The organism is Flavicella sediminum, from assembly GCF_006381105.1.
Taxonomy (GTDB): Bacteria; Bacteroidota; Bacteroidia; order Flavobacteriales; family Flavobacteriaceae; genus Flavicella; species Flavicella sediminum.
Genome location: NZ_VDET01000002.1, coordinates 1,803,890 through 1,829,116, shown reverse-complemented (window position 1 = coordinate 1,829,116; position 25,227 = coordinate 1,803,890). Strand labels below are relative to the sequence as shown.

29 protein-coding genes and 2 tRNA genes are annotated in these 25,227 nt (G+C 33.5%); 12 read left to right on the top strand and 19 right to left on the bottom strand.

What is annotated here, in order from left to right:
* Window positions 1-20: 20 nt before the first annotated feature.
* The 3 genes from asnS (at window position 21) to FGM02_RS07630 (ending at window position 3,624) form a co-directional block, all read left to right on the top strand.
* Window positions 21-1,454: an asparagine--tRNA ligase gene (gene asnS / locus FGM02_RS07640; protein ID WP_139957706.1), complete on the top strand. Its 1,434-nt coding sequence runs from the start codon at window positions 21-23 to the stop codon at window positions 1,452-1,454.
* A gap of 104 nt (window positions 1,455-1,558) precedes the next feature.
* Window positions 1,559-3,013, top strand: coding sequence for an RNA polymerase factor sigma-54 (rpoN, locus tag FGM02_RS07635; protein WP_139957705.1), 1,455 nt, complete (start codon window positions 1,559-1,561; stop codon window positions 3,011-3,013).
* Window positions 3,010-3,624: a phosphatase PAP2 family protein gene (locus FGM02_RS07630; protein ID WP_139957704.1), complete on the top strand. Its 615-nt coding sequence runs from the start codon at window positions 3,010-3,012 to the stop codon at window positions 3,622-3,624. Before rpoN ends, FGM02_RS07630 begins: the two co-directional genes overlap by 4 nt.
* On the opposite strand, the gene FGM02_RS07625 is transcribed toward FGM02_RS07630, so the two are convergent.
* From FGM02_RS07625 to pdxA, 12 genes are all read right to left on the bottom strand, one after another.
* Window positions 3,621-4,298 carry a porin family protein gene (locus FGM02_RS07625; RefSeq protein WP_139957703.1) on the bottom strand — a complete coding sequence of 226 codons (678 nt, stop codon included), beginning with the start codon at window positions 4,296-4,298 and terminating at the stop codon, window positions 3,621-3,623. The genes FGM02_RS07630 and FGM02_RS07625 overlap by 4 nt on opposite strands.
* Window positions 4,299-4,382: 84 nt before the next feature.
* Window positions 4,383-4,859 (bottom strand): ExbD/TolR family protein, encoded by a 477-nt coding sequence (locus tag FGM02_RS07620; protein WP_139957702.1) that lies wholly within the window; start codon window positions 4,857-4,859, stop codon window positions 4,383-4,385.
* A gap of 8 nt (window positions 4,860-4,867) precedes the next feature.
* Window positions 4,868-5,503, bottom strand: coding sequence for an ExbD/TolR family protein (locus tag FGM02_RS07615; protein ID WP_139957701.1), 636 nt, complete (start codon window positions 5,501-5,503; stop codon window positions 4,868-4,870).
* 8 nt (window positions 5,504-5,511) lie between these two features.
* Window positions 5,512-5,970: a hypothetical protein gene (locus FGM02_RS07610; RefSeq protein ID WP_139957700.1), complete on the bottom strand. Its 459-nt coding sequence runs from the start codon at window positions 5,968-5,970 to the stop codon at window positions 5,512-5,514.
* An 8-nt stretch (window positions 5,971-5,978) separates the two neighbouring features.
* Window positions 5,979-6,707: a MotA/TolQ/ExbB proton channel family protein gene (locus FGM02_RS07605; protein ID WP_139957699.1), complete on the bottom strand. Its 729-nt coding sequence runs from the start codon at window positions 6,705-6,707 to the stop codon at window positions 5,979-5,981.
* A 66-nt stretch (window positions 6,708-6,773) separates the two neighbouring features.
* A tRNA-Ser gene (locus tag FGM02_RS07600) sits at window positions 6,774-6,860 on the bottom strand.
* A gap of 334 nt (window positions 6,861-7,194) precedes the next feature.
* Window positions 7,195-8,535 (bottom strand): acetyl-CoA carboxylase biotin carboxylase subunit, encoded by a 1,341-nt coding sequence (gene accC, locus FGM02_RS07595; RefSeq protein WP_139957698.1) that lies wholly within the window; start codon window positions 8,533-8,535, stop codon window positions 7,195-7,197.
* Window positions 8,536-8,612: 77 nt separating this feature from the next.
* Window positions 8,613-9,095: an acetyl-CoA carboxylase biotin carboxyl carrier protein gene (accB, locus tag FGM02_RS07590; RefSeq protein ID WP_139957697.1), complete on the bottom strand. Its 483-nt coding sequence runs from the start codon at window positions 9,093-9,095 to the stop codon at window positions 8,613-8,615.
* A 40-nt stretch (window positions 9,096-9,135) separates the two neighbouring features.
* The gene (locus tag FGM02_RS07585; protein WP_139957696.1) at window positions 9,136-10,131 is read right to left on the bottom strand and encodes a beta-ketoacyl-ACP synthase III; all 996 of its coding nucleotides are present in this window, start codon (window positions 10,129-10,131) and stop codon (window positions 9,136-9,138) included.
* 177 nt (window positions 10,132-10,308) lie between these two features.
* The gene (gene rpmF / locus FGM02_RS07580) at window positions 10,309-10,506 is read right to left on the bottom strand and encodes a 50S ribosomal protein L32 (RefSeq protein WP_139957695.1); all 198 of its coding nucleotides are present in this window, start codon (window positions 10,504-10,506) and stop codon (window positions 10,309-10,311) included.
* Window positions 10,478-11,053: a YceD family protein gene (locus FGM02_RS07575; protein WP_139957694.1), complete on the bottom strand. Its 576-nt coding sequence runs from the start codon at window positions 11,051-11,053 to the stop codon at window positions 10,478-10,480. The genes rpmF and FGM02_RS07575 overlap by 29 nt, the downstream gene beginning before the upstream one ends.
* Window positions 11,054-11,128: 75 nt before the next feature.
* Window positions 11,129-12,172 carry a 4-hydroxythreonine-4-phosphate dehydrogenase PdxA gene (gene pdxA, locus FGM02_RS07570; RefSeq protein ID WP_139957693.1) on the bottom strand — a complete coding sequence of 348 codons (1,044 nt, stop codon included), beginning with the start codon at window positions 12,170-12,172 and terminating at the stop codon, window positions 11,129-11,131.
* 61 nt (window positions 12,173-12,233) lie between these two features.
* Here pdxA and FGM02_RS07565 point away from each other — a divergent pair, with 61 nt between their 5' ends.
* Window positions 12,234-12,818, top strand: coding sequence for a riboflavin synthase (locus FGM02_RS07565; RefSeq protein ID WP_139957692.1), 585 nt, complete (start codon window positions 12,234-12,236; stop codon window positions 12,816-12,818).
* Here FGM02_RS07565 and FGM02_RS18030 read toward each other — a convergent pair whose 3' ends face one another.
* The 3 genes from FGM02_RS18030 to FGM02_RS07555 all read right to left on the bottom strand — a co-directional run bounded on the left by FGM02_RS18030 (window position 12,819) and on the right by FGM02_RS07555 (window position 14,248).
* Complete coding sequence (locus tag FGM02_RS18030; RefSeq protein ID WP_166461144.1) at window positions 12,819-12,995, bottom strand: PID-CTERM protein-sorting domain-containing protein; 177 nt, start codon at window positions 12,993-12,995, stop codon at window positions 12,819-12,821.
* A gap of 138 nt (window positions 12,996-13,133) precedes the next feature.
* Window positions 13,134-13,207, bottom strand: a tRNA-Ile gene (locus FGM02_RS07560).
* 66 nt (window positions 13,208-13,273) lie between these two features.
* Complete coding sequence (locus FGM02_RS07555) at window positions 13,274-14,248, bottom strand: polyprenyl synthetase family protein (protein WP_139957791.1); 975 nt, start codon at window positions 14,246-14,248, stop codon at window positions 13,274-13,276.
* A gap of 131 nt (window positions 14,249-14,379) precedes the next feature.
* On the opposite strand from FGM02_RS07555, the gene FGM02_RS07550 reads away from it, so the two are divergent.
* The 5 genes from FGM02_RS07550 (at window position 14,380) to FGM02_RS07530 (ending at window position 21,506) form a co-directional block, all read left to right on the top strand.
* The gene (locus FGM02_RS07550) at window positions 14,380-14,979 is read left to right on the top strand and encodes a TetR/AcrR family transcriptional regulator (RefSeq protein ID WP_139957691.1); all 600 of its coding nucleotides are present in this window, start codon (window positions 14,380-14,382) and stop codon (window positions 14,977-14,979) included.
* A 10-nt stretch (window positions 14,980-14,989) separates the two neighbouring features.
* The gene (locus FGM02_RS07545; RefSeq protein ID WP_139957690.1) at window positions 14,990-16,321 is read left to right on the top strand and encodes a TolC family protein; all 1,332 of its coding nucleotides are present in this window, start codon (window positions 14,990-14,992) and stop codon (window positions 16,319-16,321) included.
* A 5-nt stretch (window positions 16,322-16,326) separates the two neighbouring features.
* Window positions 16,327-17,493 carry an efflux RND transporter periplasmic adaptor subunit gene (locus tag FGM02_RS07540; protein ID WP_139957689.1) on the top strand — a complete coding sequence of 389 codons (1,167 nt, stop codon included), beginning with the start codon at window positions 16,327-16,329 and terminating at the stop codon, window positions 17,491-17,493.
* A 9-nt stretch (window positions 17,494-17,502) separates the two neighbouring features.
* Window positions 17,503-20,958, top strand: a complete 3,456-nt coding sequence (locus FGM02_RS07535; protein WP_139957688.1) for an efflux RND transporter permease subunit — start codon at window positions 17,503-17,505, stop codon at window positions 20,956-20,958.
* Window positions 20,959-21,029: 71 nt separating this feature from the next.
* Complete coding sequence (locus FGM02_RS07530; protein ID WP_139957687.1) at window positions 21,030-21,506, top strand: regulatory protein RecX; 477 nt, start codon at window positions 21,030-21,032, stop codon at window positions 21,504-21,506.
* On the opposite strand, the gene FGM02_RS07525 is transcribed toward FGM02_RS07530, so the two are convergent.
* Window positions 21,475-22,059 carry a hypothetical protein gene (locus tag FGM02_RS07525; protein ID WP_139957686.1) on the bottom strand — a complete coding sequence of 195 codons (585 nt, stop codon included), beginning with the start codon at window positions 22,057-22,059 and terminating at the stop codon, window positions 21,475-21,477. The genes FGM02_RS07530 and FGM02_RS07525 overlap by 32 nt on opposite strands.
* Before the next feature lie 171 nt (window positions 22,060-22,230).
* Between FGM02_RS07525 and FGM02_RS07520 the strand changes: the two genes are divergently transcribed.
* From FGM02_RS07520 to FGM02_RS07510, 3 genes are all read left to right on the top strand, one after another.
* Window positions 22,231-22,545, top strand: coding sequence for a hypothetical protein (locus FGM02_RS07520; protein ID WP_139957685.1), 315 nt, complete (start codon window positions 22,231-22,233; stop codon window positions 22,543-22,545).
* Window positions 22,546-22,665: 120 nt separating this feature from the next.
* Window positions 22,666-22,977, top strand: a complete 312-nt coding sequence (locus FGM02_RS07515) for a hypothetical protein (protein ID WP_139957684.1) — start codon at window positions 22,666-22,668, stop codon at window positions 22,975-22,977.
* A gap of 9 nt (window positions 22,978-22,986) precedes the next feature.
* Window positions 22,987-23,475, top strand: coding sequence for an ABC transporter ATPase (locus FGM02_RS07510; RefSeq protein ID WP_139957683.1), 489 nt, complete (start codon window positions 22,987-22,989; stop codon window positions 23,473-23,475).
* Here FGM02_RS07510 and truB read toward each other — a convergent pair whose 3' ends face one another.
* Genes truB through FGM02_RS07495 form a run of 3 tightly spaced genes read right to left on the bottom strand, consistent with a single transcriptional unit; the run spans window position 23,476 to window position 25,225 of the window.
* On the bottom strand, window positions 23,476-24,171 hold the full coding sequence (gene truB / locus FGM02_RS07505; protein ID WP_139957682.1) for a tRNA pseudouridine(55) synthase TruB: 696 nt from the start codon (window positions 24,169-24,171) through the stop codon (window positions 23,476-23,478).
* An 8-nt stretch (window positions 24,172-24,179) separates the two neighbouring features.
* On the bottom strand, window positions 24,180-24,974 hold the full coding sequence (locus FGM02_RS07500) for an undecaprenyl-diphosphate phosphatase (protein WP_139957681.1): 795 nt from the start codon (window positions 24,972-24,974) through the stop codon (window positions 24,180-24,182).
* On the bottom strand, window positions 24,974-25,225 hold the full coding sequence (locus FGM02_RS07495) for a DUF3098 domain-containing protein (RefSeq protein ID WP_139957680.1): 252 nt from the start codon (window positions 25,223-25,225) through the stop codon (window positions 24,974-24,976). The genes FGM02_RS07500 and FGM02_RS07495 overlap by 1 nt, the downstream gene beginning before the upstream one ends.
* Window positions 25,226-25,227: the final 2 nt, after the last annotated feature.

The window sequence follows — 25,227 nt, the reverse complement described above, 5'->3', positions numbered from 1 at the left end:
GAATTAAATTTCTTTGTTTTATGGAAAAAACTACCGTTTTAAATTTATTAAATACGAATGACCTAAACCGAGAGGTCGTTTTAAAAGGTTGGGTAAAAACCTTTAGAGCAAATCGTTTTATTTCAATAAATGATGGTTCAATAATTCATAATATTCAATGTGTTTTAGATTTTGAAAACACGGAGGAAGCCATCTTAAAAAAAATACATACAGGAGCCGCTGTTTGTATCAAAGGACTTTTAGTAGAAAGCCAAGGGAAAGGACAAAAAGTAGAAATTCAAATAAAAGAAATAAGCATCTTAGGAGAATCGAATCCGGAAGAATTTCCAATTCAACCTAAAAAACACAGTTTTGAGTTTTTAAGAGAAAATGCACACCTAAGAGTTCGAACAAGTACTTTTAGTGCCATTATGAGAATTCGTTCTAAACTTTCATTTGCCGTACATCAATACTTTCAAGACAACGGTTTTTATTATGTAAACACGCCAATTATTACTGGAACAGATGCCGAAGGTGCGGGTGAAATGTTTAGAGTTTCAGCATTAGATCCCAATAATTCTCCTAAGCTAGAAAGTGGTAAAATTGACCATTCACAAGATTTTTTCGGTAAAGAAACACACCTAACTGTTTCAGGACAATTAGAAGCAGAAACCTATGCCATGGCTTTAGGAAAAGTGTATACTTTTGGTCCTACTTTTAGAGCCGAAAATTCAAATACATCAAGGCATTTGGCAGAATTTTGGATGATAGAACCAGAAGTCGCTTTTAATGACTTACATGACAATATGGATTTGTCTGAAGATTTTATCAAATACACATTGGGCTATATTTTAAAAAACTGCAAAGACGATTTAGCCTTTTTAGAAGAGCGATTGTTGCAAGAAGACAAATCGAAACCAGCTATTGAACGAGCGGATATGACCTTGACGGACAAATTAAAATTTGTTATCGACAATAATTTTGTTCGTCTTAGTTATACAGAAGCTTTCGATATTTTAAGAAATTCGAAACCCAACAAAAAGAAAAAATTTAAATACGTCTTAGATGAATGGGGTGCCGATTTACAAAGCGAACATGAGCGTTATTTGGTAGAAAAGCATTTTAAATCACCTGTCATACTTTTTGATTATCCTGCTAAAATAAAAGCCTTTTATATGCGCTTAAATGATGACGGAAAAACCGTTAGAGCCATGGATGTTTTATTTCCAGGTATTGGAGAAATTGTTGGCGGATCACAAAGAGAAGAACGTTTGGATGTGCTGCAAGAAAAAATAAAGGCCTTAGATATTGATGAAAAAGAACTTTGGTGGTATTTAGACACTCGTAAATTTGGAACAGCAGTACACAGTGGTTTTGGTTTGGGCTTTGAAAGATTGGTTTTATTTGCTACTGGAATGTCAAATATTAGAGATGTCATCCCTTTTCCAAGAACCCCACAAAATGCGGAATTTTAAAAATAGAGGATACATTGGAATAAGTCGTTAAATACTTCTTAATTCATGCTATTGAAAATAATATACCTGTAACTTGGTAGTAAGAATTAGTATATTTGCTTTAGATGTTAAAACAAAATTTTCAACTTAAATTATCTCAAAAATTATCTCCTCAACAAATTCAGTTGATGAAATTAATTCAATTGCCCACGCAAGCATTTGAGCAGCGTATCAAACAGGAAATTGAAGAAAACCCTGCGCTTGATAACGAAAAAGAATCAGAAAAAGAATACGATATAGACTCCAATGAAGATTATGATGATGGAGGTGAAAATATTGAAGCTGAAGATATCAATATCGATGAATATTTAAGTGATGATGAAATTCCGAATTACAAGCTTCAAGCAAATAATTATAGCAGCGATGATGAAGAAAGGCAAATTCCCTATGCCGGTGGAATTACATTTCACCAAGCGCTAAAAAACCAATTAAACACCTTTAGCCTTAAAGAAGATGATTTAACCATTGCAGAATTTTTAGTCGGAAGTATTGATGAAAGTGGCTATATACGACGAGATCTTATAGATATTGTAGACGACTTAGCTTTTACGCAAAATGTATTTACCGACGAACCACAAGTAGAAAAAATATTAATACATATTGTTCAAAAATTAGATCCGGTGGGTGTTGGTGCCCGTGATTTAAAAGAATGTTTGGTCTTACAATTAAAAAGTAAGGAGAAAACGAAAACCGTTTCACTGGCTATAGACTTATTAGAAAAAAGTTTTGACCATTTTGTAAAGAAGCATTACAAAAAATTAATAGCCAAATTTGACATTTCAGAAGAAATTCTAAAATCGGCTATTAAAGAAATTGAAAAACTGAATCCGAAACCAGGAGGCTCTTTTATCAATAACAATAGAATGGCACAGCAAATTGTGCCCGATTTTACCATCAGCATTATTGAAGGAGAATTAGAATTGACCTTAAATTCAAGAAACGCTCCAGAACTCCATGTATCAAGAGAGTACAATAATATGTTGAAGGGCTACCAAGAGTCAAAAGAAAAAAGCAAATCGCAAAAAGATGCGGTGATGTTTATCAAACAAAAATTAGATGCCGCCAAATGGTTTATTGACGCTATAAGACAGCGACAACAGACCCTGTTAATTACCATGGATGCTATTATGGAACAACAGCGCGACTACTTTTTGACAGGTGATGAACGTAAATTACGCCCTATGATTCTTAAGGATATTGCCGATAAAATTAACATGGATATTTCAACAGTATCAAGAGTTGCCAATAGTAAATACGTAACCACACCTTATGGAACAAAATTGATCAAAGAATTCTTTTCTGAATCTATGAAAAATGACCAAGGTGAAGATGTATCTACCAAAGAAATTAAGAAAATACTAGAGACTGTTATTGCCGATGAAGACAAGAGAAAGCCATTAACAGATGACAAATTGGCCTTAAAATTAAAAGAAGAAGGCTATTTAATTGCACGTAGAACGGTTGCTAAATACAGAGAGCAATTGGATTTACCTGTAGCAAGGCTTAGAAAAGAGATATGACCCGTTTTTTTAAAATTGTTTCCACTATATTTCATCCTATATTACTGCCTTTTGCAGGGGCCTTGTATTATTTTTCAGTGTACCCTCACTATATTTCAAGCACCACAAAATTAAGAAGCATTGGTGTTATCTTTATAGTAACCTACCTAATTCCTTTGTTGTTACTTTTTATTTTGAAAAGAAACAACAAAATTGATTCCTTTACCATAGAGAAGCTAGATCAAAGAAAGATTCCGGTCGTATTTATGGTTTTTCTTTTTTTACTCTTAGGATCATATTTCAACAAACAAAATGATTTAACAGGACTTGCAACCGTATTTATAGGTAATTCTTTTGGACTTTGTATTGTGTATATTTTATTTGCTAGAAATCTCAAAACGAGCCTACATACTTTAGGAATGGGAACGCTATTTGGTTTTGTTCTTTTCTTTGCCCTTAAATTTAGAATAGCTATAATTTCAGAGTTAATTTACATTAGTATAATTTCAGGTTTGGTTGCGCAAGCAAGATTAAGACTTAACGCACATAGCATGACAGAAGTGGTTTTAGGTTTTATAATAGGTGTAGGAACGCAACTTATTGCCTACAATATTTACTTTACGGCTATTTAAAGTAAATAGAACATCACTCCCAATCGTAAGGGTTTTATTTGAAGTACTTCATCCGTTCCTTCCAATTTCAAATTAGACGCATATAAGGAGGTCAAAGAATAGTTCATATATAAATTCCAAGTATTGTAGCCTACCGCTAAAGAAAGACCGTACTGAAGCTTCCTAAGTAATTTATTATCTCGAATCACTACAGAAGTATCATCCAACGTATATTTTGTTTTAGACGCAAACATATAAGAGAAATTTACCCCGCCATAAATACGCCAAAACTTATACTTGTCATAGGTTGAAGTCCTCCATCGAATTTCAACAGGTATTTCCAAGCTACTATAATTAATAATATTTGTATCGTATGCGTCACTTACAGAAACTGCATAGTCATTTCCTGCTTGATTATGCAATAGGTTTGTATTGAAACTATTGTAGGAATAACCAACTCCTAAACCCAATCCAAAATTTCTTCTTTTATTAAAAGGAATATCTTTAATAAAGCCCAAAGAAGTACCAAAAGAAATTCCATTTTGACTTAAGCCCGTTGGGGTATCTTTAAACGAATTATAAGTCAACCCTAAATACAATTGATCTTCAAGATATCTTTCATCGATTAACTTATTTTGAGAAACCATTGAAAGTCCACAAAAGGCAAACATTATATATATACGAATTTTTCTCATAGGATTGCATCAATAAAACAAATGTAAACAAAAAAGACACCTGTCGCATGACAGGTGTCTTTTTTTAAGTAGTATAAAATAAAATTATTTTAGGTTATTCGCTAAATCCCCTTTACGAGTTGAATAACTAACTTTTAGAGCATTGATGTCTCTTAATTCCATTCTAATATCATGTATTGTACCAACACTAGCTTTTACATCAGATTTAATAGAGGTTGTCATATAAGGAATTTCTTCCGGGTTATGTTTCTCTTGTTCAGAATAGATAAAGTTTGCTACATCATTTACAGTTGCAATTTTATCATTTAACTGAATCTTATCACCTGATCCAAATTTTGCTTGGTCTTTTGCTTTACCAACGTATATAGTACTTACCAAACTTTTATGTTCTAATTTCTTAACTTCAGTAGCATTAGGAAGCTGAGGCGCCTCAATAACTAAATCCGTTTCTCTCATAGTAGTAGTTACCATAAAGAAGAATAACAACATAAATACAATATCCGGTAGTGCCGCAGTATTTACTGCAGGAAGTCCTTTTTTCTTTTTTCCAAATTTAGACATATCGTATATTATTTAGTAGGTTCTGCATCAGAAATAATCTGTGGATAAGCGTCTTTGACCTTATTTATCACAGCTTTCAATGCTTTATTTTCTTTATCATTACCCGATAGTAAAATTAAATCATCATAACTCATTCCTGCGTATTGACCTTTAAGCTGTGTTTTAGCATAACGGTTACGTAATTCAGTATAAGCGGCTAACAATTCATTTTGCACGGTAATATACATTCCATAAGAAGTACCTCTATCACTTTGAACAGAGATAATTGCTTTGTTTGGATGATCTGAAGATTTGTCAGATTTTTCACCATTACAATAGTCACAAGCTCCAGTAGGAACACCTTCAACAGTTTTACCAATTCCCCCTCCATTATCAAGGAAGTCAATAGTAGTTTGTTTTAAGTCTGCAATTTCCATTCTTTCATCTTCTACCAATAATTCATCATTTCTATTGATATTGATTTCTAAAATGTTTTTTTGCTTAATTACTGGTGGCTCATAATTTTCTGGCGGTTTTTCAGATAATTTACGAGAAATTCCTGAATCTACATCCATAGTAGTTGTTACTAAGAAAAAGATCAGTAACAAGAAGGCAATATCTGCCATCGATCCTGCGTTAATTTCGGAGTTTTCTCTTCTAGCCATAGGTTACCTTATTTTATGATTGATTTAACTCCTCCTAAAATAATAGAAACAATTGCGGCAGCTCCTAATAAAACAGTGTACCAAATTCCGGTACTTACCCATTTAGAAGCAGCACCAGCTTCTCCACCTTCCAAAACTTGTCCTGTAACATCTGTCACAGCACCGTCAGGAGCCAATCCGTAAGAAGCAGCTAATAAAATTCCTAAAACAACCACACCCATTAAAGTTTTCTTTAATGCTTCTGGTTTCTTTAATAAACTTACGATTGAAAACAACACAGTAACACCAGCTACCACGATTAACAACCCTATTGAAAAGGACACCAACGGTCCTACGATCCCTAAAGTTCCTTGTCCTTCAACAATAGCTTCATCACCTGTACTTAAGATTCTAATAAAGAAGTAAGCGGCAACTATAGCTATCAAAGCGACTAAGACTTTTAGTATTTTTGATATATTAGTATTCATATGAGTTCTTATTTTTTATTTCTAACCAAAAGGTCAATTAAAGAAATAGATGCATCTTCCATATCGTTCACAATTCCGTCAACTTTAGAAATGATGTAATTGTAAAATACTTGCAAGATAATTGCTACTACAAGACCAAATACAGTTGTCAACAAGGCTACTTTAATACCTCCTGCTACTACTGTTGGAGAGATATCTCCTGCTGCTTGAATCGAGTCAAAGGCTCCAATCATCCCGATTACAGTTCCCATAAACCCAAGCATTGGTGCTAAAGCAATAAATAATGATAACCAAGAAATATTTTTCTCTAATAATCCCATTTGAACACCACCGTATCCAACAACTGCTTTTTCAGCAGATTCGATACCTTCATCAGCTCTATCTAATCCTTGATAAAAGATAGACGCAACTGGTCCTTTTGTGTTTCTACAAACTTCTTTTGCTGCATCCACTCCTCCAGAAGATAAAGCTTCATCAACACTAGCAATTAACTTTTTAGTGTTTGTAGTTGCCATATTTAAATAAATAATTCTTTCAATTGCAATAGCCAATCCTAAAATTAGAGCTACTAATACAATTCCCATAAAAAAGGGTCCCCCCTCAATAAAACGTTGTTTTAAAACCTGGTGGAATGTTTCTGATTCTACTGCTTCTGTTGCTCCTTGGAAAGCGAATGTGTTTTGAGTTGCTCCAAAAAACAATAAACCTGTTGCAAGGATTGTAAATACTTTTTTCATTGTGATAAAATTAATTTATTAATATAGTTTAAGGTTGTACTATTCATCATTAAAGCAAATAAACTGCGGAGAGAAAGGGATTCGAACCCCCGTTACAATTTCTTGTAAACACGCTTTCCAAGCGTGCGCCTTAAGCCACTCGGCCACCTCTCCTAAGATAATCCGCTATTAATGGACAGCAAGTAACAAAAAATTGTTGGTTCTTTAAAAAAAACCTGTGTTTATTTGCCAACATTCTGTGAATTATTTGCTTATTTTCAAAAAAACAGAAAAAAGGTTCTCTATTTTTAAGTTTTAAACAATGATTTTGGTATTTCACTCCTATATTTCAAATGAAATTGATGTCAAAATCAACCAGATTTCTCGTTTTTTCAGCCAAAAAAAAACTTTGAATTCAAAATTCCAAACCGAAAAGAGGTACTTAGCTTTTACAAACAAAAAAGGGGATGCAAAATTGCATCCCCTTTTCTTATAAATTCTAAATTTATTAAGCTTTCATTACAAAATCTTCCATGAATTTAGTGGTATAATTTCCTTCAACATAACTTGGATCATCCATCAATTGTCTGTGAAAAGGAATTGTTGTTTTCACTCCTTCAATGACAAATTCATCCAAAGCTCTTTTCATTTTACTAATAGCTTCTTCTCTTGTTTGAGCAGTTGTTATTAATTTCGCAACCATAGAATCATAGTTTGCAGGAATCGTATAACCAGCATACACATGTGTATCTAGTCTAACCCCATGACCACCCGGTGCATGAAAAGTTGTTATTTTACCTGGTGCTGGTCTAAATCCTTTATGAGGATCTTCGGCATTAATTCTACATTCTATAGAATGCATCTTTGGCAAATAATTTTTTCCTGAAAGAGGAACACCTGCAGCAACCAATATTTGCTCACGAATCAAATCGAAGCCAATAACTTGTTCAGTAATTGGGTGCTCTACTTGAATACGGGTATTCATTTCCATAAAATAGAAATTTCGATCCTTATCAACTAAAAACTCAACCGTACCAGCTCCTTCATATTTAATATATTCCGCAGCCTTTACAGCAGCATCTCCCATTCTATCACGCAACTCATCGGTCATAAAAGGTGATGGCGTTTCTTCTGTTAATTTTTGGTGACGTCTCTGAACCGAACAATCTCTTTCAGACAAATGACAAGCTTTACCAAACGAATCTCCAACAATTTGAATTTCAATATGACGAGGCTCTAGAATCAATTTTTCTAGATACATATCATCATTCCCAAAAGCCATTTTAGATTCATAACGAGCAGAATCCCAAGCTTCTTCTAATTCTTCTTTCGTCCAAACTGCTCGCATACCTTTACCTCCACCTCCAGCAGAAGCTTTTAGCATTACAGGGTATCCAGCTTCGTCAGCTAATTTTTCACATTCTGCAAAATCTACAATCACTCCTTCACTTCCAGGAACACAAGGCACTCCTGCTTCAATCATAGTCGATTTTGCATTTGCTTTGTCTCCCATTCTCTCAATCATTTCTGCACTAGCTCCAATAAATTTAATATCGTGCTCTTCACATAATTTAGAAAATTTAGCATTTTCAGAAAGAAATCCGTAACCAGGATGAATGGCATCAGCATTTGTTATTTCAGCTGCCGCTAATATATTTGACATCTTTAAGTAAGACTCTGTACTAGATGGAGGCCCAATACATACTGCTTCATCTGCAAACTTTACATGCAAACTCTCAGAATCAGCTGTAGAATATACGGCTACTGTTTTTATTCCCATTTCTTTACAAGTTCTGATTACTCGCAAAGCTATCTCACCTCTATTGGCAATTAATATTTTTTTAAACATAATAGTTCAGTTTGTTAAACATTAAAGCTATTTACTTTACTTCAAGTAAAAATAGCATCCATTTAATTATGTTTTACCTATGAAGGATCAACTAAAAATAAGGGTTGTCCAAATTCTACTGGAGAAGAATCTTCAACTAAAATTTTAACAATCTTACCTGAAACTTCAGATTCGATTTCATTAAATAATTTCATTGCTTCAATAACACAAACAATAGAATCTTCATTTACTGCATCACCAACTTCAACAAATAAAGCTTTGTCTGGAGAAGGTCTTCTGTAGAATGTACCAATGATTGGAGAAGTAATTGTTAAGTATTTAGAGTCTTCAGAAACAGGCACCTCAATTACTGGAGTAGCTGCAACCGGTTCAGGCATTGCAGACTGAGAAACAACAGGAGCTTGTGGAGCTGGCATTGTTGCATGCTGCAAAATAGTAGTCTCAGTTTTTCCTGATCCTGTTTTTACAGTAATTTTAATGTCCTCCATTTCCAATTTCACTTCACTTGCACCAGATTTGGCTACAAATTTTATCAAGTTTTGAATATCCTTTAAATCCATAATATATTAAGTTATATATAATATTAAGTAAATTAGTTAATTAAGAATTGTATGCCCATTTTAAATAAAGAGCTCCCCATGTAAACCCACCTCCAAAAGCAGCAAAAACAATATTGTCTCCTTTTTTAAGTTTGTCTTCATAATCTGCCAACAATAAAGGTAAAGTTGCAGATGTTGTATTACCGTAATTTTGAATATTGACCATAACTTTGTCCATATCCAAACTCATTCTTCTTGCTGTCGCTTCAATAATACGAGTATTTGCTTGATGTGGCGCTAACCAATCAACATCTTCATTCGTTAAATTATTTCGCTTTAATATTTGTTCACTAGCATTCGCCATATTGGAAACCGCATATTTAAATACTGTTTTTCCTTCTTGTTTAATGTAGTGCTGTTTGTTATCTAGTGTTTCTTGTGAAGTTGGATTTAAAGACCCTCCTGCTTCAATACGTAAAAACTCTCTACCTACTCCATCTCCTCTTAGGTATTCATCTTGCACACCTAAACCTTCTTCATTAGGTTCGAACAATGCAGCCCCAGCTCCATCTCCAAATATAATACAGGTAGTTCGGTCGGTATAATCTACAATTGACGACATTTTATCAGCACCTATAACGAGTACTTTTTTGTAACGTCCTGATTCAATATATACAGCTGCTGTTGACATTGCATATAAAAAACTCGAGCAAGCTGCTTGTAAATCGTAACCAAATGCATTGACTGCTCCAATCTCTGTAGCAACATGAACCGCTGTAGCAGCAACATTCATATCTGGCGTGGCAGTTCCCACAATGACCATGTCAATTTCCTTTGGATCTAGTCCTTTTTTCTCAATTAGATTTTGAGCTGCTTTGATAGCCATATAAGAGGTGGCCTTATCTGCATCTTTTAAGATTCTTCTTTCTCTAATTCCTGTTCTTGTAAAAATCCACTCGTCGTTGGTTTCTACAAGCGATTCTAGCTCCTTATTTGTAAGGGCATAATCAGGAACATACTTCCCTACCGCTGTAATTGCTGCAGTTTTTTTACTCATAATCATAAAGTTTACATGCTTCTTACCTTCGAATTTTAGAAAAAAACCGAATGTCCAAAGTAATGAAAATTATTCCACTTTAAAACCAAATAGAAGCAATATTTGCTCAATTTAATAACAAAACAGCAAAAAACCCTCTAATATTGAGGGTTTTTAAACAATTTCGTTTTCTGAATTTTATGCTTCTGCTACTTCAACAGAATCAATTACAATTTGACCTTTGTAATATAATTTTCCTTCATGCCAGTGTGCTCTATGGTACAAGTGTGCTTCACCTGTAGTTGGATCAACAGCTACCTGAGGTGCTACTGCCTTATAGTGCGTTCTTCTTTTATCTCTTCTTTGTTTAGATATCTTTCTTTTTGGATGTGCCATTATGCTGATTTTTATCTATTAATAAATCTTTTAACTTCCCCCATCTAGGATCCGTCGTTTCTTCGTTATCTTTACTATTCTTCTTACTTATCTTCAGTTCTTCCAACTTCTCTAATGTTCCTTGTGCAAAATCACCAGTTTGCGCTTCTGGATGTATCCTTTTTATAGGCACTGCCAAAACAATCATTTCATAAATGTATTGTGCCACATTTACTTGGTGCGCAGAATTCGGAATTATTAAAATTTCTTCATTTTCATCATTAAACTCATCTCCGAACTTTACAATTAAAGAAAGTTTTCCTGATGTTTCCAAGTCAAACGGCTCTCCTGTCAAATCACAAGGAACATTTACACTTCCAGAAACTTCAAAATCTAATTCCAACATATTGGTCTTTTTTACAAAAACCAAATCTACTTTTAAATCTGCTTTTAAGTACTCATCGTACTTATAAACATCAAAGAACTTATTATCAATCTGATACTCAAACTTATGTTCTCCTTCTTTTAAACCTATAAAAGAAAGATTGTATTCTCTTAACTCTTTCATCTACAACATCAATTTGAGCGTGCAAAGATATAAAATTTCATTCTAATTAATAGAAAAGAAATAAAATTTTACTAATTAATATTGTTTTTTTACTCTTAGGCTGTTTTTTCTTAGACTTTTACTAGAGCTTCGCTTCTTAAAAATTTGCAAACCAACGTGTAAAGCCTCAGAAAAAGAAGAATTATTTGCGATTCCCTTTCCGGCAATTTCAAATGCGGTTCCATGATCTGGCGAAACACGTATCCCTGAAAGTCCTGCTGTAAAATTCACTCCATTACCAAAAGCTAGTGTTTTAAAAGCCACCAAACCTTGGTCGTGATACATAGCCAAAACACCATCAAATTGCTGATAACTCTCTGACCCAAAAAAACCATCTGCTGCAAAAGGCCCATAAACAAGTTTTCCTGTTTCTTGAATCTCTTTTAAGGTTGGCCTTATCAGTTCTTCATCTTCATTTCCAATAACTCCATTATCGCCACAATGAGGATTTAAACCTAATACCGCTATTTTCGGCTTGCTTATTCCAAAATCTTGTACCAAACTTGCGTACATGATATTTACTTTTCTAACAATCAGCTCTTTAGTTATAGATTCCGCTACCTTAGAAACCGGTATATGTCCTGTAATCAAACCCATTCGTAAATGCTCTGTCATTAGAATCATCAAACTATCGCCTTCAAGTTTGGATTCTAAATATTCTGTATGACCTGGAAATTCAAATTCTTCCGACTGGATATTATCTTTACTAATAGGAGCTGTAAGCAAAACATCAATCTTCCCTTCACTAAGCGCAGTTGTTGCTGCCTCTAAAGACTTAAGTGCATAATTCCCTGAATCTTTAGTCGCTGTTCCTAAATTCAAGGAAACATCTTCTTTCCATACATTTAGTAAATTTAACTTACCTTCCTGTAAACTCTCTAAATTCTGTATTCCAAACGATTGTGTTTCAGAATTTATGGCTTTTTTATGATACGAAAACACCTTTGTTGACCCAAAAATTACTGGTGTACAAAAATCCAAAATTCGTTTATCCGCAAAAGTTTTCAAAATCACTTCCAAACCAATTCCATTTAAATCTCCAATAGAAATCCCTACTATAATTTTCGTTTCTTTATCCATTCAACTATTATATTATTCTTATTTTTGATGCTTCAAAAGTAATCAATTAAATTGACAAATTATGTTCACAGGTATTGTTGAAGAGTTAGGCTTGCTAAAAAATATTGAAAAGGAAAACGACAATATTCATTTGACTATTTCCTGTTCCTTTACTTCAGAATTAAAAATTGATCAAAGTGTTGCTCATAATGGTGTTTGCTTGACGGTTGTCAATATTAATAAGGACGAATACACAGTAACAGCAATAAAAGAAACCTTAAACAAAACCAATCTTGAAACCTTAAGAATTGGAGACAAAACGAATTTAGAAAGAGGCATGAAATTGGGTGACAGACTGGATGGGCACATTGTTCAAGGCCATGTTGACCAAACTGCTGAATGCATTGCTATACAAAATGAAAATGGAAGTTGGATTTTTACTTTTGCTTACGACGCAAGCCAAAATAATATAACCATAGAAAAAGGCTCTATCACAGTAAACGGAACAAGTTTAACCGTTGTTAACTCAAAAGAAAATCAATTTAGCGTTGCTATTATTCCCTTTACCTACGAACACACCAACTTTCACACATTTCAAATTGGAACTATTGTCAACTTAGAATTTGATGTAATTGGTAAATATGTTGCGAGACTAACTAAAAACTAATTATTTAACTCTTAGTTTTTTTACACCATACCCAACAGCAGCTGCTAACAAACAAAACAAACCGGAATCAATTGGCAAACCAGGCGGCGGCGGTGGAGGCGGAGGTCCTTGTGAATAAGCTACACAACCTACCAACAAAAAAGCAAACAGCCATTTATTTTTTAAATTCGTTTTCATACTATACTTGTCGCATTAGATAGTGCAAACATACACTTTTAACATCAAATGTAACAAAACATTTGTTAAATTTCAACACTTACATATCGTACTAAAACTGAAAAGCCCTTCGTAAAACGAAGGGCTTTTTGATTTAAGTGGACCCACTTGGGCTCGAACCAAGGACCACCTGATTATGAGTCAGGTGCTCTAACCAACTGAGCTATGGGTCCTAAATCGGATGCAAAAATAGCATTATTTTATATTTTTATGCAACTTTATTTCTAAAAAAAAATAAATTAAACTTTTCTAACCATTAAATCTTCTCCAAACTTTCTTAAAACCAACATTTTACTTGCTTCTAAATTTATTTCTCCCAAAACAGCAAATGCCTTTTCGGTATATGATTTTATTTCTTTTTTCGTCATCTCGGCCGCTCCAGAGCTTGTGAAAATCTGTTTCACGCTACTTATTTTCTCAGCATTCGACTCTAAGTTTTTAGCATACCACGCTACTAGCTCATTTTTTTGACGCTCAGAAGCATTTGCCAAAGCCTGAATGTATAAATAGGTTTTTTTGTTTTCTATGATATCACCACCCACTTGTTTTCCAAATGTTTCCGGATCACCAAAAGCGTCTAAATAATCATCCTGCAACTGAAAGGCAATTCCTAAATTCAAACCAAAATCATAGATCTTAGTCGCATCCTGCTCAGATGCTCCAGCTATAACAGCACCCATTTTTAAAGCAGCTGCTACTAAAACAGATGTTTTCAATCCAATCATTTTAATATATTCTTCAATAGAAACCACCTCTCTAGTTTCAAAATCCATGTCGTATTGTTGTCCCTCGCAAACTTCTAGGGCCGTTTTATTAAAAACCTGCATTAATTGTTTATAGATATCTCCTTCATAAAACTCTAAGAATTTATAAGAAAGAATGAGCATTGCATCTCCAGATAAAATGGCAGTATTAACATCCCATTTTTCATGTACTGTAGCTTTTTTTCTACGCAATGGCGCATCATCCATAATATCATCATGTAATAATGTGAAATTATGAAACACTTCAACGGCCGCCGCTGCATGCATAGCTTCTTTATAATTTACCCCAAAAGCATCAGCCCCCATCAGCGCCAAAACGGGTCGCAAACGCTTCCCTCCTAAATCTAATATATAAGTTATGGGTTCGTATAATTTTTTAGGCTCAGTTACCTGAACTTCTTCTTTCAAAAAAGAAAGGAATTCATCTTTAAATAAAGTAATATCCAAAATTTTATTTTTTTGTAAAAATAATGCAAACAATAATTCTGTGCACCACAAATGTTAACAATTTGTAAACTACGGAAACTTTTTTTGTTTTTACAGTTTCCTAACGCTATATTTGCACCGAAAATAATTTAACTATGAAGTGTAAAATTTTAGAAACCGCTGGCGAGATGTTTTTAAGCTTTGGTTTTAAAAGTGTAACCATGGATGATATTGCTCAGAAAATGAGCATTTCTAAAAAAACAATCTATACGCATTTCAGCAACAAACGAATCTTAATTGAAGAAACAACATTTGGACTGTTTCAATTTATAAAATGTGGCATTGATGATATTCGCGAAAAAAACTACAATCCTATTGAAGAATTGTATGAAATAAAAAATTTCATCTTAAAACATTTAAAAGACGAAACCTCTTCGCCACAATACCAACTTAATAAATATTACCCTAAGATTCATGCTACTTTAATGAAGAAACAGTTTACAGTAATGCAAGAATGTGTTGCTGACAACTTACAAAAAGGAATTGATCAAGGTTTATTTAGAAAAGAGATTGATGTAGATTTTATTACTCGGATATATTTTAAAGGCATGACGGGTATTAAAGATCTAGACACCTTTCCTTTAGATACATTTAGCATGAATTATTTAATGGAAAATTACATAGATTACCATGTACGGGGAATTGCCACAGAAAAAGGAATACAAACATTAGAACAATTAAAAACAAGTATATAAACAAATAGGTATGAGAAACAAAACGCTAATTCTTTTAGCTCTGCTTTTTGCTTCCGTGTTACAAGCGCAAGAAATGAAAAGTAGCTTTAGTTTAAAAGAAGCCATTAACTATGCATTGAAACACAATAGAAAAGTGAAAAATGCTGACTTAAACATTCAAGCTGCTGAAAAGCAAAAGTGGGAGACCACAGCTACAGGACTTCCACAAATTAACGGAAAAATAGATTATACGAATAATATCGTCACTCCTTTTCCCGCACCTTCAGACCCTAACGATCCAACATACATATTCGGATTTATGTTTCCCAAGCACAGTTTAAAACCTGATGTTACGCTAACACAATTAATCTTTGATGGGAAATATATTGTAGCGCTTCAAGCATCTAAAGTATTCTTGGCAATTTCAAAAAACGCGAAAGAAAAAACAGATAACGAAATTAAAAAAGCTGTTATCGCTGCTTATTCAAACGCTATGCTTACGCAAGAAAGTCTTACTATTTTGCAACGTAATATTGCTACTGTAAAAAAGAACTTAAAAGAAACCAGCATAATTTTTAAAAATGGTTTGACAGAAGAAGAAAATGTTGAACAATTGCAATTGACGCTTTCCAATTTAAAGAATAACTATCGTAATATGGAAAACCTAAAATCCATCTCTGAAAATTACGTAAAACTTTTATTAGGTATGGAGGTCAACAACCCTATAGAACTCACCGATTCTATGGATACTTTAATTTTAGATCATATTTCTTTACAACTTATTGACACAAAACAGTCTATATTTAACAATGTAGATTATAAAATTGCAGAAAATGACTCCAAAAGCAAAGAGCTTTTATACAAACTTGAAAAAAACAGAACACTTCCAACCATTGGTGGTTATTTAAGTTCTAATTATTTAAGCTTTACCAATAGTTCTTTTAATAACTTATATGCTTCTGACAATAAGTGGCTAGGAACTGTAACCGCTGGGATTCGGGTTGAATTTCCAATATTTACTTCTTTTCAAGGAAGAGCTAAAAAACAACGAGCTAAAATTGAATGGGAAATTGCCCAAAACGATTTAAAAGAAACAGCAGACCAAGTTTCTATTGAAACGGCACAATTAAAAAGCGAATACAAATTAGCTATTGACACCTATTACAACAGACAAAAGAATTTAGCTTTAGCCGAAAGAATTGAAAATAAAAATTCTATAAAATACAAAGAAGGATTGGCTAGTAGTTTCGATTTACGCCAAGCTCAAACACAATTATACAACAGTCAACAAGAATTTTTGCAGTCAATGATCAATGTGATCAACAAAAAAGCTGAACTTGAAAACGCCCTAAACATAAAATAAAAATCATGAAAAAAATATATTTAATCCTTGCAAGTGCCATCGCAATCGCTTCATGCGGCGACCAAAAAGAACCAAGTTTAAAAGAGGTAATCGCTACTGGTGATTTAACCGAAATTAGAGCGAAGAAAAAAGAAATAGAAGAAAAACAAAAAGAAATATCTGTTCAATTAGATTCTTTAAGTGCCGCTATTTCAAAATTAGACAAAACAACAAAATTTCCATTAGTAACTACTTTTAAAGCTGAAAACGTAGTTTTTAAACACTACCTAGAATTACAAGGAAATGTAAGCACCAAACAAAATGTATTGGTCTACCCAGAAACACAAGGAATTATAGAAAGCATTCCTGTAGTAGAAGGACAACGGGTAAAAAAAGGAGACGTTTTGGCTACAATTAACGATGGCGGAATTAGCGAACAGCTGGGACAATTAGAAGCTCAAGAAAAACTTGCCAAAACTATTTATGAAAAACAAAAAAGACTTTGGGATCAAAATATAGGTTCTGAAATTGATTTCTTACAAGCAGAGACTAATTATTTAGCACTTTCTAACAACGTAGCGCAATTAAACACGCAATTAGACAAATCAAAAATTGTAGCACCTTTTGATGGAACCGTAGATGCCATCCTTCAAGATAAAGGAAGTGTTATAGGACCAGGAGTTGGATCTGAAATGTTTAGAATTATCAATCTAACAAACATGAAAATAAAAGCAGAAGTTCCTGAAAAATATATTGCTAGTGTTAAAAAAGGAAAAGAAGTAAGCATTTACTTCCCTGTTTTAGGTAAAACCGTGGATACGAAAATTAAGCATGTAGGAAATTACATCAACCCAAACAACCGTTCATTTGTTATTGAATTAAACGTTCCTAATGAAGATCGCGAAATAAAACCAAACATGTCGGCTCGTTTAAAGGTAAACGACTACACAAACAACAATGCCGTTTTAATTCCTCAAAGCATCATTTCAGAAAATGCAGAAGGCGAGCAATATGTATACATTGCTAAGAACAAAAAAGGCAACAATGCAACGGTTGAAAAAACTTTTATTACCACAGGTAAAACACAAGACAATGTTATTGAAGTTTTAAGTGCATTAACAGAAGGTACAGAAGTTATTGAAGAAGGTGCTCGTAGTGTAAACGAAGGACAAACTGTTGTAATCATCAAATAAGAAGTTGTTATGAGCGAACAAAAAAAGACAGACAAGGAATTTGGCCTCTCCAATTGGGCTATAAATAACAAAACCACCATTTATGTAATGATGGCGCTAATTCTCTTTATGGGAGGATCTGCTTATTTTAACATGCCTAGAGAAAATTTCCCGGAAATTCGTGAAACTAAGATTTACATTAGCTCACTATACCCAGGAAATACGGCTGAAGATATTGAAAAATTAATTACAGACCCGCTTGAGGACAAGTTAAAAACGGTGAGTAATGTCGTAGAAATCACCTCAACTTCGCAAGAAGATTACTCTATGATTGTAGTGGAGTTTGATGAAAACATTACCGTAGATCAAGCTAAGCAAAAGGTTAAAGATGAAATTGATGCCGAAACCGCCAGCGAAGATTGGCCCACATTTAATGGAGCCAAAGTAGAACCCAACGCTTTTGAGTTGAGTATGTCTGAAGAGATCCCTATCTTAAATATCAATATTTCTGGAGATTACCCTATTTACAAGTTAAAAGAATTTGGAGAATATTTACAAGATGAAATTGAGGATTTAGACGAAATCAAAAAAGTTGATATTCGTGGTGCACAAGAAAAAGAGGTTGAAATTGCCGTAGACATCTATAAAATGATGGCTAAAAAAGTAAGTTTTAACGATATTATTTCTGCTGTTAACAACGGTAACACGACCATGTCTGCCGGAAATTTAATTACCAGCGGACAAAGACGTACGATTAGAATTATTGGTGAAATCAGCCAACCTTCTGACTTAGGAAACTTTGTGGTAAAAGCCGAAAATCAAAATCCAATTTACTTAAAAGACGTTGCCACTATTTCTTTTAAAGACAAAGACAAAACGACCTATGCACGTGAATTTGGCGAACAAGTTGTGATGCTTGATGTAAAGAAAAGATCGGGTAAAAACATGGTAGCAGCTGCTGAGCAAATACTAAAAATGGTAGACCATGCTAAATCTGATATTTTCCCGAAAGATTTAAAAGTAACGATCTCTAACGATCAATCTTCTAAAACAATTGGTCAAGTAGATGATTTAGTGAACAATATAATCTTCGGAATTATTTTAGTTGTTACCGTACTTATGTTCTTCCTTGGATTCAAAAATGCCTTATTCGTAGGTTTTGCCATTCCAATGTCTATGTTTATGTCGTTAATGATTTTAAATTGGTTAGGCTACACCATGAATACCATGATTCTTTTCGGATTAATTATGGGACTGGGAATGCTTGTAGACAACGGTATTGTGGTTGTTGAAAACGTATACCGATTGATGGATGAAGAAGGAATGACACGTGTAGAAGCTGCAAAAAAAGGTATTGGTGAAATTGCTTTTCCTATTATCATTTCTACGGCTACCACTGTTGCCGCCTTTATACCTTTAGGTTTATGGCCAGGGTTAATGGGACAATTTATGATCTACTTTCCAATTACCTTATCGGTAGTACTAGGTTCTTCTTTATTCGTCGCTATTTTCTTTAACTCTGTTTTGGTCTCAAAATTTATGACTGTTGAAGATGAAGAAATGAGTTTAAAGAAAATTGTCACCGTTTCTATAATTATGGTCGTTATTGGTTGCGCAATGTTGTTTGCAGGTAGCTCATTAGGAACCGTTGTTCTATTCACTGTAGTCCTATTATGGATTTACCGATTAGGCTTGCGAAAAATGGCTATTTATTTCCAAACAAAAGTATTGACTCGCTTAGAAAACTGGTATGAAAACCAGCTTAAAAGAGCTTTAACTGGAAAAAGATCAGGAACCTTGGTGGTGATCACATTTATTTTATTAATTGCCGCATTTAGAATATTTGGTTATTCTGTAGAAACTCAAAGAACAAAAATTGAATTTTTCCCAGACAACAAACCAAATCAAATTATTGTCTATATAGAATATCCTGAAGGAACAGATATAGAAAAAACAAATACAATCACCAAAAAAATTGAAACCCGTGTCTTTGAAGTATTGAATGAAAATACTTACATGGATGGCGATTACAATTTCTTAGTAGAAAGTGCTGTTTCTCAAGTTGGTGAAGGAGCCGGAAACCCACAAACAGACGGAGGCTCTGCGGCAGAAATGCCACACAAAGGTAAAATCACCGCCTCTATGCGTGAATACAAATATCGAAGAGGAGAAGACAGTGAGGTTCTTCGACAAAAAATACAAAAAGCATTGGTTGGAATCTATCCTGGAGTATTGATTTCTGTTGAAAAAGATGCTGCTGGTCCACCGGCAGGATCACCAATTAATATTGAAATTCAAGGGAATGATTATGCTGAATTGATTGAAACTGCTGAAAAAATGCGTGATTTTATCAACTCAGAAAACATTGCTGGAATTGACGAACTAAAAATTGATGTCAACAGAGACAAACCAGGAATGCAAGTTTTGGTAGACAGAAAAAAAGCAGGAGAATTAGGGGTCAGCAACGGACAAGTTGGTCAACAATTACGTAGTGCTATTTTCGGTAGCAAAGCTGGAGTTTATAAAGAAGCGGGGGAAGATTATGACATTTATGTTCGTTTCAACAAAGAAGACCGTTACAACAAAAGTGCTATTTTCGATCAAAAAATAACTTTTAGAGATCCTGCCACGGGTAGAATTAAAGAAGTTCCAGTTTCTGCAGTCGCAAAACAAAGTAACAATTCTGGGTTTAGTTCTATTAAACATAAAGAGCAAAAAAGAGTGGTAACTGTATATTCTGCATTATCGCCAGGTTATACAGATGCAAGTGCAATTGTTGCTAAAATTCAAGATGAAATGGTCAATTTTAAAAACCTTCCAAAAGGCGTTCAAATTGATTATACAGGACAAATTGAAGAGCAGCAAAAACAAATGACCTTTTTAATGGGAGCCTTTTTCTCTGGACTGGGATTGATCTTTTTGATTTTGATATTCCAATTCAACTCTGTTTCTAAACCAGCAATCATTATGGTGGCTATCTTTTTAAGTTTGATCGGAGTATTTGGAGGAATTGTTGTTACAGGTGCTTCTTTTGTTATTATGATGACGATGATGGGAATTATATCTCTTGCTGGAATTGTAGTGAACAACGGGGTTGTATTGCTCGATTATGCGCAACTTTTAATAGATAGAAAGAAAGAAGAACTAGGTTTAGGCGAAACTGAATACTTACCAGTTTCTGATTTGTTTGATAGTATTGTTTTGGCCGGTAAAGCACGTTTAAGACCCGTACTTTTAACCGCAATTACTACTATTTTAGGATTGATTCCTTTAGCGATTGGACTGAATATAAACTTCTTTACTCTGGCAAGTGAATTTGACGCACATGTTTATATTGGTGGAGATAATGTAATTTTTTGGGGACCTTTAGCTTGGACGGTTATTTACGGATTATTCGTAGCGACCTTCCTTACGCTAATCATCGTACCTATTTTATTTTTCCTTATTACAAGATTTAAAATGTGGCTCCAAATAAAACTAGCCTAATAACAGTTGCATAAAATTAAAAACGGTTGAAATTTCTTTCAACCGTTTTTTTATTGTCGTAATTTTGATTTGTGAAAAACTCTGTAAAAACATACACCCTTAAAGAAGCCAAACTTGCCTTAGAAAACTATTGCGTTTACCAAGACCGCTGCCATAAAGAAGTGGAAGAAAAACTTTCTAAAATGCGGCTTATTCCTGAAATTATTGAAGAGGTAATTACACATTTAATACAAGAAAAATACTTGAACGAAACACGGTTTTCACAAAGCTATGCAAGGGGTAAATTCAGAATAAAAAAATGGGGAAAACAAAGAATCACTCAAGAATTAAAATTCCGAAAAATAAGTTCTTACAATATAAAAAAGGGTCTGGAAGAAATTGATTCTGAAGAGTATTTTAAAACATTTGAAGAATTACTTCTGAAAAAAATGAACAACACCAAAGAGACAAATCCGTATAAAAAGAAAAAGAAAATTTACGACTACCTCTCAAGAATGGGCTACGAATCTAGTTTAATTAGCGAGGGATTTTCCTCGCATTTCTCTTAGACTTAATTTTCGGCTTCACAAACCTTCGTTCTAAAGGCTCTCTAAACTCAAAAATACTTTCGTCAAAATTCACATCTTCATCAAAAGATTGCTGTGCATAAACGGCGTTTATTTTCGCATTGATAGAACTGTAAACTTCCATAATTTTTAAAGTCTGTAACTCTACTTCCTCTGCTTTAATAGAAGGGATATCATCCATATCTTTTAAACGTAAAACCTCAGAACTCAAAACATTAAACCGAGCATCCAAACTCTCCGTATTCAATTCCTTAATTTGAAAAGAATCCCTAACTTTTTGAACAACTTCAAACAATTCATTTGAAAACTCTAACGCTGTATTTGGACTAACATTTGTGTAACGTTCTTTTAAAAAACTAGACAAGTTTTTATAGCCATACCAATTGTTTACTTTAGACTTGGAAATAGTCGTCAAAGTATCCGTAAACTGGTACGATTTTTGCAGTTGCTTTTTTGAATGAATTGCTACTGAAGACTCATCCGAATCTACATTTATTTTTTTTTTATTTTGACATGCAATAAGTACAACTAGCATGCAACAAGTGATGATTGAATTTTTAAAAATCAATTTTTTTCATTTTTGTAAAACAAATGTACAACTTAAAGCAAATTAGACTTTAAAAAAAAGCATAAAAAAAAGCAAGTCAGCACAATATTATTATTTTCAATACGTTTCTTTTAACATATAAACCAACATAAAACTGCAATGATTTTATATTCCCTACTATTAATCATCCTGTCTATTGCTTTAATTTACTACAAACAATACACAAAATTAAAAGACTACAACTACAATATCAGCACCCGAAACGAAGAGAACAGAACCGTTTACTATATTGTATTTGAGTTAAAACATGGTACGTATATTGACACAATAACCTTATCAAAAAAATTCTCTTTATTTTTACCTCAAGAAGTAAAACAAATTTTAACGAAAGAGTATGATTGTGACAAAAGCGCTATAGAAGCTTTGGACACTTTTAAAAAAGCGATCCATCACAGACATTGTATTGCCGCTTAACACAAAATTTCATAAACATTAGTTATTTTTTTCGTTCTATTCTAGCGATATTTAAATTTTACTAAAGGAATCCTTATATTTGCCTCACCCTGGAGTGAAATTCGCCTAATAGAATTGATCATGAATGTTTATTCTTTATTAATTACAATTATTATTGTATTATTTTTAGTGTTCATCACTTTTAAGAAACACATGTTTAAGTTGAAAAACTATAGTTACAACGTGGGATCTTCATTTATTAAAAATGAAACCGAGTACTATATTGCTTACCAACCTAAACACGGTACTTATTTACGCGCAAAAAAACTTCAAAAAAAATACAAGTACTTTTTAAAAGAGGAAATCTTGGCTTTAATGAATTCTACTTTTAAAGACCCTGAAGATGCTGAGAATGCACTTATTGTTTTTAAGAACAAACTAAAATCTCTGTAAAAAACGTACATGCTTGTAGACTATCAAACGCTTTCAGACAACTCAAAAGTTTGGATTTATCCATCTAGCCGAAAATTTTATCCAAATGAAATTGAACCCTTATCGGAAGAAATCTCAAATTTCTTAACAAATTGGAAACAAGAGGAAGAAGCTATTGCATGTCATTTTAAACTGCACTACAATAGAATTCTTGTGATAACTACTACTGGGGAAGCATTATTAAACACAACGACAATCAACCAACTAGTAGCCTTTATTATTCAACTACAAGAACAGTATGAGGTGCAGCTATTGGACAAAATGAACGTTTGCTTTAAACAAGGTGAGCACGTTCAATACAAAGATTTAAAAACCTTTAAAGAATTGATTAAAAGCAAAGCTGTTAATAAAAACAACATTGTATTTGACAATATGGTTTCTTCTAAGTTAGATTTTGAAAATTATTGGGAAGTCCCTGCCTCAGAAAGTTGGTACGGCAATTTATTTAAAAAGAAATAATTATTCGGTTTTTAAGTTTTCAATAAACGCTTCAATACTTTCAGCATTCTCCACTTTAAGATCACCAATTTTTGTACGCCTTAATTTTGACAAATGGGCACCTGAATTCAATGCCATTCCAAAGTCATATGCCAACGAACGAATATAAGTTCCTTTGCTACATACTACTCTAAAATCAATATTTGGCAAGGCAATATTTGTTATTTCAAACTCGGCTATGGAAATTTTTCTCGACTTTATTTCCGTAGTTTCTCCTGCCCTAGCCAACTCATACAATCGTTTTCCGTCTTTTTTTAAGGCTGAAAAAATAGGAGGTTTTTGGTCAATTTCTCCAATGAATTGTTTTGTTGTTTCTTGAATCAATTCTTCGGTTACATGGTCAAATGAAAATGTTTCATTTATTTCTGACTCTAAATCGTAACTAGGCGTGGTTCCACCTATGGTAATGGTTCCTGTATATTCTTTTATTTGCGCCTGAAATTGATCTATTTTCTTAGTAAATTTTCCTGTGCAAAGAATTAACAAGCCCGTAGCTAAAGGATCTAAAGTACCTGCATGCCCTACTTTTATTTTTTTAATTTGAAAACGTTGACGAATTTCCCAACGCAATTTATTTACCACCTGAAATGAAGTCCAAGTCAACGGTTTGTCAATTAACAATACTTGACCGTTTTTAAAATCTTCTTCGCTAAGCATCTTTAAAATTAAGCAGTTAAAGAATATACGATGGCTGTAATACCTACAACGGCACAATAAATTGAGAAATAGTACAATTTACTTTTTTTAACCAAAGCCAACATCCATTTACAGGCAATTAAACCTGATAAAAAAGCAGCAACAAAGCCCATCAACATTGGTGCAATTTCAGCACTATTAATAGCTATATCTCCTCCTAATACATCTTTCGCAATTTTCCCTACAATTAATGGCACCACCATTAAAAACGAAAACCTAGCCGCTTGCGTTCTATCTATTTTTAGCAATACTGAAGTAGAAATAGTTGCTCCAGATCTTGATATTCCTGGCAGCATAGCTATCGCTTGTGCAATACCTATAATAAAAGCCGATTTATAAGTGGTAGAAACATCTGTTGTTTTTGCTTTGTCTGCCAAAACCAAAAGACCTGCCGTTAAAAGCAACATAAAACCAATTAATAAAATTTGACCACTAAAAAAATATTCCAATTGCTCTTCAAACAACAAACCTATAATTACGGCTGGCACCATTGAAATAATAATTTTCAAAGAAAATTGCGTTTCTTCATTCCATTTAAACTGAAACAAACCTTTAAAAATTTGCAGCACTTCTTTTCTAAAAATAATAAGTGTGCTTAAGGCGGTTGCAAAGTGCAACACTACGGTAAAGGTTAAACTTTCTTTCGGCAAGGCTTCGTCACCTAACAACATTTTTGCCAATTCTAAATGACCACTTGATGATACAGGTAAAAACTCCGTTAATCCTTGTATAATCCCTAAAACAATCGCTTCAATTATTCCCATTATTTTTTAAGCGCTTTATTTGGGTTCAACAAAATTGCATATACTTCAATAGCAAAACCAATTAGTACCATGGTAGGTGCCAATCTAATTCTTCTAAAGCTATACATGGCTTCATTAAAAACTTCTGGGTTGTCACTTCCGCCACCTGCCATCAAAATAAAACCAACAGCAATGCATACCAAACCGATAAGCATCCATAGATAATTTTTTTTACCGAATAAGAATTCGCTTTTTATTTTTGTACTTCCCATAA

Bases quoted from the DNA above. Each gene is read 5' to 3' on its own strand.
- FGM02_RS07620 (WP_139957702.1), bottom strand. From the start codon at position 4,859: ATGTCTAAATTTGGAAAAAAGAAAAAAGGACTTCCTGCAGTAAATACT.
- accC (WP_139957698.1), bottom strand. From the start codon at position 8,535: ATGTTTAAAAAAATATTAATTGCCAATAGAGGTGAGATAGCTTTGCGA.
- accB (WP_139957697.1), bottom strand. From the start codon at position 9,095: ATGGATTTAAAGGATATTCAAAACTTGATAAAATTTGTAGCCAAATCT.
- FGM02_RS07500 (WP_139957681.1), bottom strand. From the start codon at position 24,974: ATGGGAATAATTGAAGCGATTGTTTTAGGGATTATACAAGGATTAACG.
- FGM02_RS07515 (WP_139957684.1), top strand. From the start codon at position 22,666: ATGAATGTTTATTCTTTATTAATTACAATTATTATTGTATTATTTTTA.
- FGM02_RS07630 (WP_139957704.1), top strand. From the start codon at position 3,010: ATGACCCGTTTTTTTAAAATTGTTTCCACTATATTTCATCCTATATTA.
- FGM02_RS07550 (WP_139957691.1), top strand. From the start codon at position 14,380: ATGAAGTGTAAAATTTTAGAAACCGCTGGCGAGATGTTTTTAAGCTTT.
- FGM02_RS07525 (WP_139957686.1), bottom strand. From the start codon at position 22,059: ATGCTAGTTGTACTTATTGCATGTCAAAATAAAAAAAAAATAAATGTA.
- rpmF (WP_139957695.1), bottom strand. From the start codon at position 10,506: ATGGCACATCCAAAAAGAAAGATATCTAAACAAAGAAGAGATAAAAGA.
- FGM02_RS07540 (WP_139957689.1), top strand. From the start codon at position 16,327: ATGAAAAAAATATATTTAATCCTTGCAAGTGCCATCGCAATCGCTTCA.
- FGM02_RS07520 (WP_139957685.1), top strand. From the start codon at position 22,231: ATGATTTTATATTCCCTACTATTAATCATCCTGTCTATTGCTTTAATT.
- FGM02_RS07575 (WP_139957694.1), bottom strand. From the start codon at position 11,053: ATGAAAGAGTTAAGAGAATACAATCTTTCTTTTATAGGTTTAAAAGAA.
- FGM02_RS07610 (WP_139957700.1), bottom strand. From the start codon at position 5,970: ATGAATACTAATATATCAAAAATACTAAAAGTCTTAGTCGCTTTGATA.
- FGM02_RS07495 (WP_139957680.1), bottom strand. From the start codon at position 25,225: ATGGGAAGTACAAAAATAAAAAGCGAATTCTTATTCGGTAAAAAAAAT.
- FGM02_RS07510 (WP_139957683.1), top strand. From the start codon at position 22,987: ATGCTTGTAGACTATCAAACGCTTTCAGACAACTCAAAAGTTTGGATT.
- asnS (WP_139957706.1), top strand. From the start codon at position 21: ATGGAAAAAACTACCGTTTTAAATTTATTAAATACGAATGACCTAAAC.
- FGM02_RS07545 (WP_139957690.1), top strand. From the start codon at position 14,990: ATGAGAAACAAAACGCTAATTCTTTTAGCTCTGCTTTTTGCTTCCGTG.
- truB (WP_139957682.1), bottom strand. From the start codon at position 24,171: ATGCTTAGCGAAGAAGATTTTAAAAACGGTCAAGTATTGTTAATTGAC.
- FGM02_RS07625 (WP_139957703.1), bottom strand. From the start codon at position 4,298: ATGAGAAAAATTCGTATATATATAATGTTTGCCTTTTGTGGACTTTCA.
- FGM02_RS07585 (WP_139957696.1), bottom strand. From the start codon at position 10,131: ATGAGTAAAAAAACTGCAGCAATTACAGCGGTAGGGAAGTATGTTCCT.
- FGM02_RS07565 (WP_139957692.1), top strand. From the start codon at position 12,234: ATGTTCACAGGTATTGTTGAAGAGTTAGGCTTGCTAAAAAATATTGAA.
- FGM02_RS07535 (WP_139957688.1), top strand. From the start codon at position 17,503: ATGAGCGAACAAAAAAAGACAGACAAGGAATTTGGCCTCTCCAATTGG.
- pdxA (WP_139957693.1), bottom strand. From the start codon at position 12,172: ATGGATAAAGAAACGAAAATTATAGTAGGGATTTCTATTGGAGATTTA.
- rpoN (WP_139957705.1), top strand. From the start codon at position 1,559: ATGTTAAAACAAAATTTTCAACTTAAATTATCTCAAAAATTATCTCCT.
- FGM02_RS18030 (WP_166461144.1), bottom strand. From the start codon at position 12,995: ATGAAAACGAATTTAAAAAATAAATGGCTGTTTGCTTTTTTGTTGGTA.
- FGM02_RS07605 (WP_139957699.1), bottom strand. From the start codon at position 6,707: ATGAAAAAAGTATTTACAATCCTTGCAACAGGTTTATTGTTTTTTGGA.
- FGM02_RS07615 (WP_139957701.1), bottom strand. From the start codon at position 5,503: ATGGCTAGAAGAGAAAACTCCGAAATTAACGCAGGATCGATGGCAGAT.